We start from the raw sequence: 13,760 nt of genomic DNA on the forward strand, positions 1-13,760 counted from the left end.
ACGCTTTTCTTTTCGCAAATGGGGCATTCGAGACGTAGTGCCACCTGCGGATTCACCGTCCGACACCGGGCGCGTTCGAGATTTGAGCCACCCGCGACAACGTTGGGTAGCCATATGACGGCCGCAAGCTGGGGTTTCATTTCGGATACGCCCGATAAACATGCGGTCTCAATCAGCGCCAGCGGCGGTCTTTGCTTGTACTCTTCGGTAGTGATCCTTTCAGGGGTGACGCGCGATCGTTTGGTTGTCCGCAGCGCGGCGGGCACTCACGCGCACCACCGGACTGCCGGGGTTGCCCTGGGCCGAAACTAGCGGCTCGCGGAGTCCTCCTCCTCGCCCGCTGCCTGCGTCCCACCCCTCTGACCCACACCGTGCGAGAGACAACCATAATGCGCGACCAGCACAACGACCTTCCACTTCCGCCAGAGAAGATCCGCCCTGGCGGACGCAAGAGCGTGAATAAGTGGTATTCCGATCGCGACCACGTGCGCCGGTTCGCCCCTCACTACTCCCCCATCAGCAATGAGATCATCGCGCTGTCCACTACCTTGTCCGCCGCGGTCACCGGTCCAGATGAGCTGGCGAAGGACCGTTCGAGCCGCCTGGAGCCGGACACGTCCAACCGCGAACGCGATGCCGTTCTCGACGTGATCCTCCTGCCCTCATCGGGTTTGCCGCTGCTGTTGGTCAACGGCGAGGTGGTCTCGCTGGGGCGCGGGCGCGCCGAAGTGATTCTGCCCGCCGGGCGGCACGTGGTGGAGGTGCAGGACAACCACAGTCACAGCATTGTGGTGGACCTGAAGTCAGGCTGCCGCGAGTTCATCGGCTACCGCTATGACTCAGATGACGAATCGGTCCTAGGGCGTTCTCCCAGCCTCGATGAGGCAATTCCCCCCTCCACGTGGCATGCCCGTTTCCGCTATTGGGCGGCCATTGGGGTGCTGGTCAGCTTGATCGGTTCGGCCGTCACGGGAGTCATCGGGCACAGCCTTGCGGTCTATTTGCTCGGCCTGGCCGGGGCACTCGCCCTCGTGGTCGGCCTGGAGGTGCTGGGTTCGTGGGCGATGAACCGGTCTAAGCCCGCATTGCATGCGGCATGGGAACGCCCCGCCCCACAACCATTCCCCTGGGGAACCGTTGACAGTCAGGCTCCGGTCTTCCTGGGCGGCGACCATCAGGGGCCAAAGAACACGCCGGGCGTCATTATCGACTTTCACTTGGATCGGCACGTAGCGACCGTTCCCTTTCACAAGTTCGTGCCGCCGCGCTGGGACGAACTGGCCGCGCAATCGGCCTTGCCTCCGCAATTGTGGATCGACGGCACCCCGAAGCCCGCTTCCTGGGGCCGGTGGTGGTACCCGCTTACGCCCGGAGAACACCAAATACAAGTCGTGGTGGACGGACGTCCCGGTCCCGATGTTGATACAGACCAGGATGACGCCGAGGACGTCATCAGCCGCTTTGAGACGGTTACGGTGCCAGTAGATGGCTGCGCGTCGCTGTCGGTGCGGGGCAGTGTCTACTTCGTCCGCAAGATTGCTTCGGAGGAAATGACGCACTTTCAGCCGCGCCTATGGATCGAGCAGAATTGACCCTGCGCGACCTCGGGCAGCTTGCGCGCCAAATGAGGCCGTTGAGGCTTATTTAGAGCTCCTATCAGGTTTGTTTCCTTGGCGAGGACGGTGTGCTGTCAGTGCGTGGGGAGGCGGAGGTTCTTGTTCATACCCAACGGGTATGGGCAAGGGCTGACAACGCGGCCAGGCGCGGCAGCACACCACCGCAGTAGGAAGAGAAACCTGATAGAAGCTCTACGGTAGCGCCATTGGCATGATGCTCGGGTCAGATGTCCGGCTCTTGCCTTGCGTGGCATACATGTCGCGTCGAGATCCTTGCCTGGGAGTTTCGAAACCATCAGCAGCACAGTAGACGCAAAGATACAGATTTGAGGCCATGTTGCCTGTCGAGCGGTGAACTACGTTGCGTACCCGGCGATACTAGTGCCTGGCCCGCAATTCCCGTGTTGGGAAACGACACCTCGACTTTCGGAGAGAACATGTTGCTAGCCGCTATCGCGGTCGCCCTCATCGCAGCGTTGGCGTGGTGGCTCTTTGCCCGCCGACGCCGAGCCGAGGTACCGCGCCCGAGTGGGCCGACGCCCTCGGCTCCGAAGCCCCCTGGTGAGGCGCGACCGAAGCAAATCTGGTGGGCTGATGTTCCCTTCTCCGACGGAACCGATTCGAAAATCCGGCCGTGCCTGGTGTTGGGCTACAACTCGCGCAACTACCGGATTCTCAAGATCACCAGCCAGGATTATTCCCACCGTGACGACCATGTCGAGATTCCGACGAAGGACTGGGACCCCAAGGCCGAATCCAATAGCTTCTTGGATTTGCGACCAATCCTCTTGAGTCCCAAGATGTTCAAGAACCAGGCTGGAACGCTGGATGCGAAAGCGTGGAATGCTGTTCGCGCTTATCACGACGAACGCTCGTGAAACGTTCCGAGCCGATTAGCTCGGCCTTTCACCGCATTGGCCCTAAATTGACTGTCCGCCGCACGTCTAGACCCGTGCGGCGGACATTTCATTATTGATCGAGGAAGTCCGGGCTCTCAGCGGTAATGGCTTGCTTAATCCATTCATCAAGCCTTTGCAAGTCGGTGCATTCGCGGACGCTCTGCGTCTGACTCTCGCTTAGCGTGAGACCCCGGCTGGCCAGGAGCAATAGCAAGGAATCAGCCTTTCCGCGAGCCTCCCCGCGAGCCTCGATTTCGTTGGCGGCATCTCCGAGGAGTTCACGGTGGTAGTCGAACTGTTCCAGTTTCACAATCCCCTCCATTACCATGCGTGCGGCCTCCGGCAAGATGCGAAGTGCATTACTAGCGTACTCAACGGCGCGATCATTAGGTAGTCCTCCGAATTCATGGTCCAAAATAGGAATGATGGTTGCCGCATGTGCGGGGTCATGCCCGTGCATGAGTGCCGACAAAAAGGTCAGCGCCAAGGCATCGGACCCCGCCAACGATTCAGTCGTCACCGGAACCTCGTCGGGGCCGATTACCCAAGGCGCAAAAACCAAATCTTGGTGCCCTATAGACAGAGGAGTCTTGGCCCACGCAGCCGTTGCCCGATCGAAACACAGCACGATCACATGGGTGGGGACCTGGTGACGACGCCATTGATTGGCCAAATAGCTCAGCCACGCGCCCGGTTTAAACCGGTCACGCCTCAGCTGCACCTCAACGATGACCGCTGCGACGGCTTCCCCTGCGGAGTCGTAGCAGACGTTAACCGCATCGCAAGTGAGCTCCGCAGGGTTCATTGTGGTCAAGGCCTCTGAAGCAGCTTTGACTGAGGTGTACTGGGGAAGGTCGATTTTCAATAGCCGCTGAACCAACGCGGGCCCCATAGCGGGGTCATCGCGCAAGAAGCTCAGGGGCATCTCGTGTTTGTACGTGACCATGATTCGAAATTACGCGAAACTCTATAAAGTTCGCGGCGACACGCAATCGCCCCAACCATAAACTAGAGTCACATTCACGACAGAATTCACGTTTGTCAATCTTTCAGTTCTCGCGAGAAAGGCCGCCCTGAGCACTGGATCCGACCACTCGTGACGCTCACGCTCGGGAGGCAGCCCGGCCCATCCAGTTCGCAATGATTCCGATTCCCGCTATCGCACTGGCGGGAACCCACAATGGGCTCGTTCCGACCTCGGCGGACCACGAGTGCCCTCCAATCATGATCGTGAGTATGGAAACCCCTAGCGCCCCTCCCAACAAGTTGGCAATGAACAGGGTGCTGCTGCCGGAGGGGACCAGTCTCGCCGGAAGGACGCGGAACAGCTCCGCCGCAGTGGGGCTGGCAATTGCGCCGACCCCGAGGCCAAGGAGAAAGGAGGAGCCCAACAGCGCGATAGTCGAAGCTTGCGGGCCGGCCACGAGCAGCGCAACGAGCCCCAGGAGAGTTGAGGCAGTGCCCGACCAAACCAGGTGCCGAACATCGATCATGTCGCTGAGCCGGCCTGCCAGCGGCATGGCGATAAGATTTCCGATCCCATAGGGAATCATCAAAGCTCCCGCTGTCATCGCACTGACTCCCATGACTTCCTGGTAGAGCTGCGGCAGACCAAAAAACAGCGGATAGACCGTAGCGCCGGTCATAGTCATGATCAGGATGGCCGGAGTGAAGCCGGGAACGCGAAAAGTCGAAATATCAACGATCGCTCGGTCACGTTGTCGACGTGCCCACTGCACGAACGCCATGAGCGCGATCCCGGCGGCGGCGATGAGGCAGACAGCCCAGATATCGAATCCGGCGGGGGTTGAAGCCCGGCTAAAGCCAAGCATTCCCAGCATTGTCATCGCTGCCACGAGAACCAAGCCTGGAAGGTCTAGTTTGATGGCCTTGGTTGGTTCTTCGCTGAGAACTATCACCGAACCGATCGCAATCGCGACTCCCGCCACTGCTGATGCGACAAAGATCCAACGCCAGCCCAGGGTACTCATGCCGAGTCCACCCAACGCCGGGCCTGCCAGCGGCCCGATGGACATGACGGCGGCCGCCATCCCCATGACACGACCCATGCGTTGGGGACCAGCCGCTCGCGCCAAAACGGTCAACATGATCGGCTCCAGCGCTCCCCCTCCAAATCCCTGAATGGCGCGGGCGATCACAAAGGTTTCGATCGTGGGAGCCACAGCGCTGCCGAGAGCGCCCAGCACGAACAATCCCAACGCCGCCATCCAGGTTGTGCGCACCCCGAATCGCACGCTAGCCCATGCGCTAATGGCGATTCCTAGCCCCGCTGCCAAGAGATATGCGGTAACTACCCACTGAGCTGAGGAGATGTTGGTGTCGAGGTCGGAAATAACGTCGGGGATCGTCACTCCGACGACCGTTGTGCTCAACAGCGCGAGCAACCCGCCGGGGATGAGGACCGACGCGGTTCGCATGAGGGTGGGTTCCGGTGAAACCACCTTAGTGAACTCATGGGTTTTGTTATTTGAACTCATGGGTAAAATATACACGCGAGTTCAAGTCTGCCAACTGACCAGTACAATTAGCCCATGACCGTGTCTTCTCGCACCCAGCCCGACAAGGCAGAACGGATTCTGATTGCGGCTCTGGAAGTGTTTGCACAGCAAGGTTTTGATAACGGCAAAATCGAGGAGATCGCACACCGAGCCGGAGTAGCCAAACCCACGATCTACAACCGGTTTGGCGACAAACGGACCTTGTTCACCGAAGCGGTCAACCGTGGAATCAGACGCTCGGGGGCCCGGGTGCTTGCGGCAATCGACTCTTTCGACCTAGAACCCAGTAATCTTCGCGCCGAACTCGAACACGTCGGACGCCAGCTCGTCGGCTGTTTCGCACATGAAGAGGGATCCAAAGTCATGCGCCTGCAAATGACCGAAGGACATCGCTTCCCCGAACTCGTCGACGGCAGCACTAACCATTCCCGGAACGTCGACGCCCTAGCGGGGAAGCTGGCCCAACTGGCGACCACTGGCTACCTGCGACTGTCGAATCCACAAAGGGCAGCCCGGCAACTCATTGCCCTCGTCACCTCAGACGCGCCAGTACTCAGCGGATTCGGCCGTCGGGTGCTCAGCGATGAGGAACTGGACGATCCGGTTAAAGACGCCGTCGACACCTTTCTGGCCGCCTTCGGCGTGCCCGCTGAGGCACAACGGCCGACCACATCCTTACCTGCCACCACCGCGCCCTCGTCCGCATAGAGCGGTGTGAGGTGGTGATGGCGGGGAGGTTCCCAGCTGCGGTGGTGTGATGCCCGGCGGGATACCGGTCGCATCGCCCGCCAGGTGATGTTGGGGGCCCGCCGCCCACGATCTTCCGAGCTGGCTCCAGCGCCCCCTTTATTCTTGGCGCGAACAAGCCAGCCGTCTAGACACACCGCCTGCGGCTTGATCACCCCTCCCCCATGGTGTTCGACCCGCAACATCACCTTGAGCCGGTCCCAGACCCCGACCTCACTAGCCCGCCAGATGTCGCTGTGTGTGCGTTGCTGATCGTGCTATTCGGTCGAGCGAACCCGCTTGCGGTGGGCACGGACCTTGGCGATGCTGCCGCATGAGCGACCGTCAGGTCCGCCCGCGGTCATCTTGCACCAGCGCTTGCTAGCGTTGCGACTGTGGTCGTAAAAGATCCAACGGCAATCGGGACAGGCTTTGAGTCGGTGCCAGTGCCGGCTCGCGACTGCCTCCAATACCGCGCAAACCAGATCTCCGGCCAGGCCGGCTTCGTGGCCGAAGTTCAGTTCTTCCTCCGCCACGCGCGGTTGAATCGCCAATCGCTCGACCCATGGGTTCACGACCTCGGCGGTTGGACCCGCTCGTTCGACTGCCATACGAAGGTCATCTCGCAGCGCCTTAAGTTGACTAAGTTGTGAGCGCGGCACGCTTGAACGCTCAACATATGCGTCGAGATGATCCTCGGGTTCGCGGGTGTCATTGGGGATCAGCCAGGTATTGAGCAGGAGGCGCACCGCCTCGAGGTCCCCTGGAGCTGCTTGGCCATTCGATCTGTTAACCACTGTACGATCATACCGCCAACCTGTTAACCTATGTAAATGATAGATGGTTACGCACTCACGGAACTCCATGCTCAGGGTCCTCACCCCGACCTCGAACCCGGATTGTCGCTTTTTGGCCAGTTCATCGGAACCTGGACCCTGCGGGTCCGCTTCTTCGACGCGGCGGGCGAGGTGTCCGTCGACGAATCTGGCACCTGGTCGTTTGGCTGGGTACTTGATGGCCGGGCCATCCAGGACGTCCTCACCTACCCGCGTGCCGGTAGCGCGCACCCAGGCGAACGGGGCATCGGCACATCCCTGCGGCACTACGACGCCACGACCGAGACTTGGAGCGTCTTCTGGCTCGGCGCGGTGTCGGGCACCCGGATCTTCCTGACCGCCAAGGCAACCGACGAGGGTATCCGCCTCGAGGGTCGCGACGTTGACGGCAGCCCATTGAACTGGGCCTTCACTGACATCACTCCCGACAGTTTCCACTGGCAGGGCCGAATCCAAGACCCTGAGGGCACCTGGCGCCTGGAACAGGACATGCTTGCCCGTCGCATAAAGGACCACTGATGAACCGTCAAGTAATGTGGACTGCCCGCGAGTGGCCGGGCTGCGAGCATCTAGATCTTCGCTTCAGCGCCGGCCAGATCATCGCCGACGGCGTTATCCTCGCCGCGCTAAAAGGAAGACCGATCCGGCTGGCCTATCGAATCGAAGCCGACCCGAGCTGGCGCACCAAATCACTCGCTGTGGATGTCCACGGACACCACCGCCGTACGCTCACCCACGACGAACACGGAGACTGGTTTGAAAACGGCAGTGCGCGCCCCGACTTGACCAACTGCACCGACGTCGACATCTCCCTGACGCCATTCACCAACACACTCCCCATCCGTCGCCTCGACCTCGCGGTAGGAGCCACAGCTCAGATTCGGGCCATCTATCTACGGTTCACACCCGAGCTGGACTTCACCGTCTCCAAACAGCGCTACACCCGCCTCGAAACCGGCTACCGCTACGAGTCCGAAGGCTTTCGCGCCGACCTGGACGTCGACCACGACGGCCTCGTCATCAACTATCCCCATCTGTGGGCCATGGAGTGACACGGCAACCATAAAGGCCCTGTCGGCAGGGCCTTCACTCTGTGCGTAAGAGGGACTTACCGAACCCCAGCTGGCCCACGTCCGTTAATCGGACACCAGCACCGAAACTCGCGTGGGCAACCATGCGGCCAACAACCACACCCCGGGCACGAAAAAACCTGTCGGGCTACCCGACAGGTTTTCCGTCTGTGCGCGAGGAGGGACTTGAACCCTCACGTCCGTAGACACAGGAACCTAAATCCTGCGCGTCTGCCAATTCCGCCACTCGCGCGAGCAAAGACTTCACCAAAGCGGTGCGGCAAAATCCGCTCATAAGTGTGCCATACCCGGGTGACCCCCGCACAGCTGGCTCTGTCCCCGGTGGCCGGGGTCAATGTCGCCGTTTACGCTTATGGGGATGACTCGAAGTGATAAACGCGCCGCCGACCAGCTGCGCCCAGTGAAGTTCACCCGTTCCTGGACCGACCACCCGGAAGGCTCCGTCCTGGTCGAGTTCGGCCGCACCCGCGTGCTGTGCACCGCCAGCGTCAACACCGGCGTACCGCGCTGGCGGCGAGGCTCCGGCGAAGGATGGGTGACGGCCGAATACTCCATGCTTCCCCGCTCCACCCACTCCCGTTCCGACCGCGAGTCGATCCGAGGCAAGATCGGTGGGCGCACACACGAGATCTCGCGCCTCATCGGCCGTTCCCTGCGCGCCTGCGTCGACTTCAAAGCCCTCGGTGAAAACACGATCACTCTGGACTGCGACGTGCTCCAGGCAGACGGCGGGACGCGCACCGCGGCCATCACCGGCGCCTATGTCGCGTTGCATGACGCTGTCACATGGCTGGGCGAAAAGAAGATCGCCCGCAAGCCCGACAAGGTTCTGGTCGACTCGGTGTCGGCCATCAGCGTTGGAGTCGTCGGTGAGGCTCCCCTGCTCGACTTGTGTTACGAGGAGGATGTGGCCGCCGCAGTGGACATGAACGTCGTCATGACCGGTGACGGCTCGTTCGTGGAGATCCAAGGCACTGGAGAGGAGCGTTCCTACACTCGGGACGAACTCAACCAGATGCTGGACCTGGCCGAGAAGGGTTGCAAGGAGCTTATGAGCCTCCAGGCCCGCACGTTCATGGAGCAGCTGACATGAAGATCCTGCTGGCATCCGGCAACCGTGGCAAGGTCACGGAGTTGCGCGCCATTCTCAGCGAGGTCGTGCCTGGCATTGAGATCGTCGGTTTGAAAGATATCCCCGCCTATCCGGAGACGCCGGAAACCGAGCTGACTTTCGCGGGCAATGCCCTGTTGAAGGCCCGTGACGGGGCTAAGCAGTCTGGCTTGCCATGTGTGGCCGACGATTCGGGTCTAGCGGTGGAGGCGCTCAACGGAATGCCCGGGGTGCTCTCCGCCCGTTGGTCGGGGCTGCCTAAGGACGACGAGCGCAACAACCGACTGCTGTTGGACCAGCTGGCGGATGTGCCAGAGGGCAAGCGGCAGGCGAAGTTCGTGTGCGCCGCGGCCATTGTGTGGCCCGACGGCAGGCACGAGGTAGTCGAGGCCGATATGCCCGGTCGGATCGGCTTTGACGAACACGGTGAGAACGGATTCGGGTATGACCCCCTGTTCGTGGCAGATGGCCAGGAGGTCACCAACGCCCAGCTGACGCCCGAGGTCAAGAACCGGTTGTCGCACCGGGGCCAAGCGTTTCGGAAGCTAGCCCGGCATATAGCCGGAACCTAAGCGATAAAGCGGCTCCTCACATCACGCTGAGGAGCCGCTTTATCATGTGGGCAGAAACTATGAGGTGCCCTCGCCCTGCGCGCGTTCGCGCAGGACTTCCAGGGCTCGGTCGGCGTGCACGCTCATGCGCATCTCGCTCTTGATCACTTCGATGACTGTCCGGTCGGTGTCGATCACGAACGTCCAGCGCCGAGTAGGGAGCGGACCGAATGAACGACGCACGTCAAAAAGTTCGGCCACCTCGCCATCCTCATCGGAAAGCAGCGGATAGCCCAGCGTGTTCTTGTCGGCAAACTGATATTGCTTGTCGACCGGGTCGGTGCTGATGCCGACGGGTCGGGCGCCCACGTTCGCGAAGTCCACAGACAAGTCGCGGAAGTGGCACGCTTCGACGGTGCATCCCCCACTCATGGCGACGGGATAGAAGAACAACACGACGGGCCCCGAGCTGACCAGCTCGGACAGGGTTCGATCCTCTCCTTTCTCGTCGGGCAAAGTGAAATCGGGGGCGATATCTCCGGTTCGCATACTTTTCACTTTAGCTCCCTCGAAACCAGGCAGTTGGGATACTGAGGGCAGTGAAATATCCGCGGAAGGAGGAACGATGTCAGCGCCTTCCATCGCCGCACCGACTGAGGCTTCGCACTCCCAAAAAGCCGGGGATCTGGTGCTGCAATACATGAGTCACAACATCGACATGCTCAACGGCGCTCTGGCGCGGGCTCAGCGGGCCGAAGCGGGCTCAGTGGGGCAAACTCGTGAGTCCACTCGTCGCATCCTCACCGCCACCGAAGGTTTCGGCCATCTTTTCACGGGAATGCCCGAAGCCGACCCGCAAATGCATCAGCTCATCGACTCGCTGCGGCGGGCCCACCATTTGGAAAGTTTGCAGGAGTATTTTGCCGACCGGTTCGACCAGCTGGGGTTGCTGGAACCGGAGTACCCAAGCTGGTATGCGCGGCTAGGAGAACAGACAAAGCTGGCGTATTTGGAAGTGGAGCGTCTGGCGACGCAGACGTGGGTGGCGAGGATGATCGCCCGCATCCGTTACTACACCGAGCACCCGCACTTGACCAAGGAGGGCAATCAGCCAGCCGCGACCTTGGCGGCCGTGTTGACGGCGGCGCGGATGCGACTGATGGATTCCTATCGGCGTCTCAACGCCGCTGCGGATGTTGATTTGGCCCGCGATCAAACTCGACAGATTGCGCGCCGGGCCCGGTACTTGGCCGAGGCCACGCAACCGACCTTGGCGTGGGCTGCCCGCGACATCATCATTCCCGCCGGGCAGATGCAACATTTGCTGGGGCAATATCGCAATGCGATTGCCGCCCGCAATTGGCTGTTGAGGCTGCCGGGGGCTGACCGGGCCAAGTCGTTGACGATCTCGCTGGCGCAGCTGGAACGCGAACATCAGCGGCAACTGGCCGCTGAGATCGACGCGGTCGCCAAAGAGATCTTCGAACGTTGGTGACAAACGGCTGGGGCTCGCCATTAACGCGAGCCCCAGCCGCTGTTACGGGAGATACTAGGCGCGTTCCTTGAGAATCCTGCGCAAGTTGTCCAGGCCGATGGGGCCCAGGTTGAGTGCTTTGGTGTGCCAGTCCTTCAGGTTGAAGGAAGCCCCGTCGCGGCTCTTGGCATCTTCGCGCGCGGCCAGCCAGGCCCGTTCGCCCATCTTGTAGCAGATGGCCTGGGAGGGCCAACCGAAGTAGCGCACGATCTCGGCTTCGGCTCGGTGCCCGGCGATGCGGCCACGCTGTTGCAAAACATCGAGCGCGACGTCGAAGTTCCACTTCGCGCCGTGACGCTTCGCCTCCTGCGCGGGAAGCGGCAAGTCAAGGTGGGTTCCGATGTCGATGACGACTCGGGCGGCGCGCATAGCTGAGGCCTTCAGTTGCCCCAGGCGCGCTCCTTCGGCTCGTTCGAACCAGCCCAGCTCGTCAGCAAGCCGCTCGGCGTACAACGCCCAGCCCTCGCCATAACCCGACAGGCTGCCGCTGGACTTCGCGAAACGGCTGAGCTTGTCGCCCACGACCTTGGTCTGCCCGATCTGCAAGTGGTGTCCGGGCACGCCCTCGTGGTAGACGGTCGTGTACTCGCCCCACTTGGCGAACTTCTCGCGCGGACCAACGGGCCACCAGGTGCGGCCCTTGCGCGATAGGTCCTCACTGGGGCCGGTGTAATAGGGCGACCCGGCCGAGGAACCATGCACAAGCTGCACGTCCACGCTCATCAATCGCTCGTCGATGTCGAAGTGCACTCCGTTGAGCTCATCGAGCGCCCACTGGTGTTCGGCGGTGAGCCACGCGAGGTATTCCTCGGGAGTGTCGATGAGGTTGGTCGAGTCCAGGTGCGCGATGACCTCGTCGAGGGACTTGCCGGGGAGGATTTTGGAGGCTTCGGTGGCCATTTCCTCCTCGATGCGATACAGCTCGGCCCAGCCCCACTCGTAGGCTTCTTGCGGGTCGAGATCGGCACCGAGCATCTGGCGAGCGTGGGCTTTGTACAAGTCAGCGCCCACCCCGTCGGCTTCACGGGCGTCAGGAGCGTATTCGCGCTGCAGATAGTTGGCCAGTTCCTCAAACGCCGCGTAGGCCTCCTGAGCGGCCCTTTCTAGCTCGGGGCGCAACGGGCCGTCGCCGTAAGCTTCAGCGTGCTGGTCGAAGACGCGCTTGTTGGCGTTGAGACGGGCCTGTTCGGCTCCCTTGAGAACCTGGAGGCGAGCCACGGTCGTGCCGTCGGCTCGGCCCACTTCAAGGGTGGCCCGCATACCGGATACCGTGCCCGGGATGGCCTTGATGCGCTCCAGCAGGTGAGCCCAGTCGTCCTCGCTCTTGCGCGGGGCTAGGTCAACGTACGTGCACATGTTTTGGATCAGGCCATAGGGCACGCGCAGGATGCGCTTCCAGTCGCCAGTTTCGTGCAGCTGGGTGCTCGCCTCCAGCCGCTCCCTCATGTGCAGTTTGGCTAGCTCATCGTCCGAGCCAGTCGGCTCCATCGCCTCGAGGCGGCGCAGGAAACTCACCTGGTGTTCGTGGCGTGCCGCTATCCCGTCGGGACTGTAGTCGGTGGCGACACCATAGTCGCCTTCGATGCCGACCATATGACCGAAGGCGGGGTCGACTTCGGCGCGGGTGCGGATGTATTCATCGGCAAGTGCAAAAATGGGTGTGGTCATGCCCCATAGCTTACCGGCCGGCTAGTCAACACGTTTACGGGTTCCCTGCGTTGCGATCATCACCGAACCAATCAGGGCACTCAGGAGCAACAGGGACAACAGTTCAAACGGCAACACCCAGTGGGCGAAGATCTGCTCACCCAACACCGCCGGAGAGCCCGGCTCGACACCTGCCAAGTCCACCCGGCTCCAGCCAATCGCGCCGGTGAAAACCGCCCCTAGGCCCAGGCCGACCCCGGCGGCGATGATCACGCCCGGCCAACGGTTGCGGTCCATCTGCGCCGAGGCGTCCGTCGGAGCCTGCGTCAACATCGTGGCAAACAACAACAGCACCACAATCGCGCCCACATAGATCAGCACCAACACCCAGGCGAGCAACTCGGCGGTCATCACCAACACCGAGGCGGCCACGCCAGCGAACGACACCGCCAGCCACAACCCGGCCCGCACAATACGGCTGGTGGTGACGACCGCCAGCGCGGCGCCGATGGCGATGAGGCCGAAGGCGATCAGCAGGATGTCGGCTATGGTCACGACTGGTCGTCCTCCGCGCTGGGCGTGTCAGTTTGGCCTGAGGCATCGCTTGGTTCGGTTGTTTTCTGGTTGGGGCGAGTGTTCTTGGCCGCTGGGTCGGTGGCTTCGGGTTCGAGAGTCTTGGCCACAGGCTTGTTCGCGGCTTTCTTGGCGGCGCGTTTGGGCGCGGCTTTGTCTTCTTTGGGCGCTGGCAGGTTGGCTTCGGGGACGGTGTCCATCCACTTGTTCAAGCCCTCTTTGTTGTGCAGGAGGTTGCGGATGTCGCCTTCGGCGTATTCGAATTCAGGGGACCAAAACAGCGCGTCGAAGGGGCACACGTCAATGCAGATGCCGCAGTACATGCACAGGGAGAAGTCGATGTCGAATTGGTCGAGCACGTTGACTTGGCGGGGGCGTGCCGCGCCTTCCTCTTGCACTGTTTCCTTGTGCGAGTCGATGTAGATGCACCAGTCGGGGCATTCGCGCGCGCACAGCATGCAGGAGGTGCAGTTGTCGATGGAGAGCGCGATGACGCCGCGGGTACGATCGGGTAGGTCGGGCTTGTTTTCTGGGTACTGTTCCGTGACGGCTCGCCGCGTGGCCGTCTTTGCGGTGGTGGCCAAGCCTTTCAGCAGGCCGGAACCCGGGAATGACATGTCACTCATACTGGCACATGAGGTGCCCTTGAAGCTAGAT

At 61.6% G+C, this 13,760-nt stretch carries 15 protein-coding genes and 1 tRNA gene; 8 read left to right on the forward strand and 8 right to left on the reverse strand.

Annotated features, from left to right (window positions below; all coding sequences use genetic code 11):
• Positions 1-389 precede the first annotated feature (389 nt).
• Together JQS30_RS14390 and JQS30_RS14395 are read left to right on the forward strand one after the other, a co-directional pair.
• On the forward strand, positions 390-1,592 hold the full coding sequence (locus JQS30_RS14390) for a hypothetical protein (protein WP_213170934.1): 1,203 nt from the start codon (positions 390-392) through the stop codon (positions 1,590-1,592).
• A 461-nt stretch (positions 1,593-2,053) separates the two neighbouring features.
• A complete protein-coding gene (locus JQS30_RS14395) occupies positions 2,054-2,494 on the forward strand; it encodes a type II toxin-antitoxin system PemK/MazF family toxin (protein WP_213170935.1) in 441 nt (146 codons plus the stop codon).
• Positions 2,495-2,585: 91 nt separating this feature from the next.
• On the opposite strand, the gene JQS30_RS14400 is transcribed toward JQS30_RS14395, so the two are convergent.
• Positions 2,586-3,461: a hypothetical protein gene (locus tag JQS30_RS14400; protein ID WP_213170936.1), complete on the reverse strand. Its 876-nt coding sequence runs from the start codon at positions 3,459-3,461 to the stop codon at positions 2,586-2,588.
• Between the two features lie 157 nt (positions 3,462-3,618).
• Positions 3,619-5,013 carry a DHA2 family efflux MFS transporter permease subunit gene (locus JQS30_RS14405; protein ID WP_213170937.1) on the reverse strand — a complete coding sequence of 465 codons (1,395 nt, stop codon included), beginning with the start codon at positions 5,011-5,013 and terminating at the stop codon, positions 3,619-3,621.
• Positions 5,014-5,067: 54 nt separating this feature from the next.
• On the opposite strand from JQS30_RS14405, the gene JQS30_RS14410 reads away from it, so the two are divergent.
• On the forward strand, positions 5,068-5,742 hold the full coding sequence (locus tag JQS30_RS14410; RefSeq protein ID WP_213170938.1) for a TetR/AcrR family transcriptional regulator: 675 nt from the start codon (positions 5,068-5,070) through the stop codon (positions 5,740-5,742).
• A 296-nt stretch (positions 5,743-6,038) separates the two neighbouring features.
• Here JQS30_RS14410 and JQS30_RS14415 read toward each other — a convergent pair whose 3' ends face one another.
• Complete coding sequence (locus tag JQS30_RS14415; protein ID WP_213170939.1) at positions 6,039-6,557, reverse strand: CGNR zinc finger domain-containing protein; 519 nt, start codon at positions 6,555-6,557, stop codon at positions 6,039-6,041.
• A gap of 36 nt (positions 6,558-6,593) precedes the next feature.
• Here JQS30_RS14415 and JQS30_RS14420 point away from each other — a divergent pair, with 36 nt between their 5' ends.
• Positions 6,594-7,115, forward strand: coding sequence for a hypothetical protein (locus tag JQS30_RS14420; RefSeq protein ID WP_213170940.1), 522 nt, complete (start codon positions 6,594-6,596; stop codon positions 7,113-7,115).
• Positions 7,115-7,648 (forward strand): putative glycolipid-binding domain-containing protein, encoded by a 534-nt coding sequence (locus JQS30_RS14425; protein WP_213170941.1) that lies wholly within the window; start codon positions 7,115-7,117, stop codon positions 7,646-7,648. The genes JQS30_RS14420 and JQS30_RS14425 overlap by 1 nt, the downstream gene beginning before the upstream one ends.
• A gap of 189 nt (positions 7,649-7,837) precedes the next feature.
• On the opposite strand, the gene JQS30_RS14430 is transcribed toward JQS30_RS14425, so the two are convergent.
• Positions 7,838-7,919: transfer RNA gene (locus JQS30_RS14430), tRNA-Leu, on the reverse strand.
• A gap of 126 nt (positions 7,920-8,045) precedes the next feature.
• Here JQS30_RS14430 and rph point away from each other — a divergent pair.
• Entirely contained in the window at positions 8,046-8,780 is a 735-nt protein-coding gene (rph, locus tag JQS30_RS14435; protein WP_213170942.1) for a ribonuclease PH, read from the forward strand.
• Entirely contained in the window at positions 8,777-9,370 is a 594-nt protein-coding gene (gene rdgB / locus JQS30_RS14440) for an RdgB/HAM1 family non-canonical purine NTP pyrophosphatase (protein ID WP_213170943.1), read from the forward strand. Before rph ends, rdgB begins: the two co-directional genes overlap by 4 nt.
• A 57-nt stretch (positions 9,371-9,427) precedes the next feature.
• Here rdgB and JQS30_RS14445 read toward each other — a convergent pair whose 3' ends face one another.
• A complete protein-coding gene (locus tag JQS30_RS14445; RefSeq protein ID WP_213170944.1) occupies positions 9,428-9,898 on the reverse strand; it encodes a peroxiredoxin in 471 nt (156 codons plus the stop codon).
• Between the two features lie 76 nt (positions 9,899-9,974).
• Between JQS30_RS14445 and JQS30_RS14450 the strand changes: the two genes are divergently transcribed.
• Positions 9,975-10,844, forward strand: coding sequence for a CHAD domain-containing protein (locus JQS30_RS14450; RefSeq protein ID WP_213170945.1), 870 nt, complete (start codon positions 9,975-9,977; stop codon positions 10,842-10,844).
• 54 nt (positions 10,845-10,898) lie between these two features.
• On the opposite strand, the gene JQS30_RS14455 is transcribed toward JQS30_RS14450, so the two are convergent.
• Genes JQS30_RS14455 through JQS30_RS14465 form a run of 3 tightly spaced genes read right to left on the reverse strand, consistent with a single transcriptional unit; the run spans position 10,899 to position 13,729 of the window.
• Positions 10,899-12,551: a DUF885 domain-containing protein gene (locus JQS30_RS14455; RefSeq protein WP_213170946.1), complete on the reverse strand. Its 1,653-nt coding sequence runs from the start codon at positions 12,549-12,551 to the stop codon at positions 10,899-10,901.
• A 21-nt stretch (positions 12,552-12,572) separates the two neighbouring features.
• Entirely contained in the window at positions 12,573-13,085 is a 513-nt protein-coding gene (locus tag JQS30_RS14460) for an NADH-quinone oxidoreductase subunit J family protein (protein WP_213170947.1), read from the reverse strand.
• The gene (locus tag JQS30_RS14465; RefSeq protein ID WP_343076138.1) at positions 13,082-13,729 is read right to left on the reverse strand and encodes a NuoI/complex I 23 kDa subunit family protein; all 648 of its coding nucleotides are present in this window, start codon (positions 13,727-13,729) and stop codon (positions 13,082-13,084) included. The genes JQS30_RS14460 and JQS30_RS14465 overlap by 4 nt, the downstream gene beginning before the upstream one ends.
• Positions 13,730-13,760: the final 31 nt, after the last annotated feature.

Origin of the sequence: Natronoglycomyces albus, from assembly GCF_016925535.1 — a bacterium.
Lineage (GTDB): Bacteria > Actinomycetota > Actinomycetes > Mycobacteriales > Micromonosporaceae > Natronoglycomyces > Natronoglycomyces albus.

Bases quoted from the DNA above. Each gene is read 5' to 3' on its own strand.
- JQS30_RS14390 (WP_213170934.1), top strand. From the start codon at position 390: ATGCGCGACCAGCACAACGACCTTCCACTTCCGCCAGAGAAGATCCGC.
- JQS30_RS14395 (WP_213170935.1), top strand. From the start codon at position 2,054: ATGTTGCTAGCCGCTATCGCGGTCGCCCTCATCGCAGCGTTGGCGTGG.
- JQS30_RS14400 (WP_213170936.1), bottom strand. From the start codon at position 3,461: ATGGTCACGTACAAACACGAGATGCCCCTGAGCTTCTTGCGCGATGAC.
- JQS30_RS14405 (WP_213170937.1), bottom strand. From the start codon at position 5,013: ATGAGTTCAAATAACAAAACCCATGAGTTCACTAAGGTGGTTTCACCG.
- JQS30_RS14410 (WP_213170938.1), top strand. From the start codon at position 5,068: ATGACCGTGTCTTCTCGCACCCAGCCCGACAAGGCAGAACGGATTCTG.
- JQS30_RS14420 (WP_213170940.1), top strand. From the start codon at position 6,594: ATGATAGATGGTTACGCACTCACGGAACTCCATGCTCAGGGTCCTCAC.
- JQS30_RS14425 (WP_213170941.1), top strand. From the start codon at position 7,115: ATGAACCGTCAAGTAATGTGGACTGCCCGCGAGTGGCCGGGCTGCGAG.
- rph (WP_213170942.1), top strand. From the start codon at position 8,046: ATGACTCGAAGTGATAAACGCGCCGCCGACCAGCTGCGCCCAGTGAAG.
- rdgB (WP_213170943.1), top strand. From the start codon at position 8,777: ATGAAGATCCTGCTGGCATCCGGCAACCGTGGCAAGGTCACGGAGTTG.
- JQS30_RS14445 (WP_213170944.1), bottom strand. From the start codon at position 9,898: ATGCGAACCGGAGATATCGCCCCCGATTTCACTTTGCCCGACGAGAAA.
- JQS30_RS14450 (WP_213170945.1), top strand. From the start codon at position 9,975: ATGTCAGCGCCTTCCATCGCCGCACCGACTGAGGCTTCGCACTCCCAA.
- JQS30_RS14455 (WP_213170946.1), bottom strand. From the start codon at position 12,551: ATGACCACACCCATTTTTGCACTTGCCGATGAATACATCCGCACCCGC.
- JQS30_RS14465 (WP_343076138.1), bottom strand. From the start codon at position 13,729: ATGAGTGACATGTCATTCCCGGGTTCCGGCCTGCTGAAAGGCTTGGCC.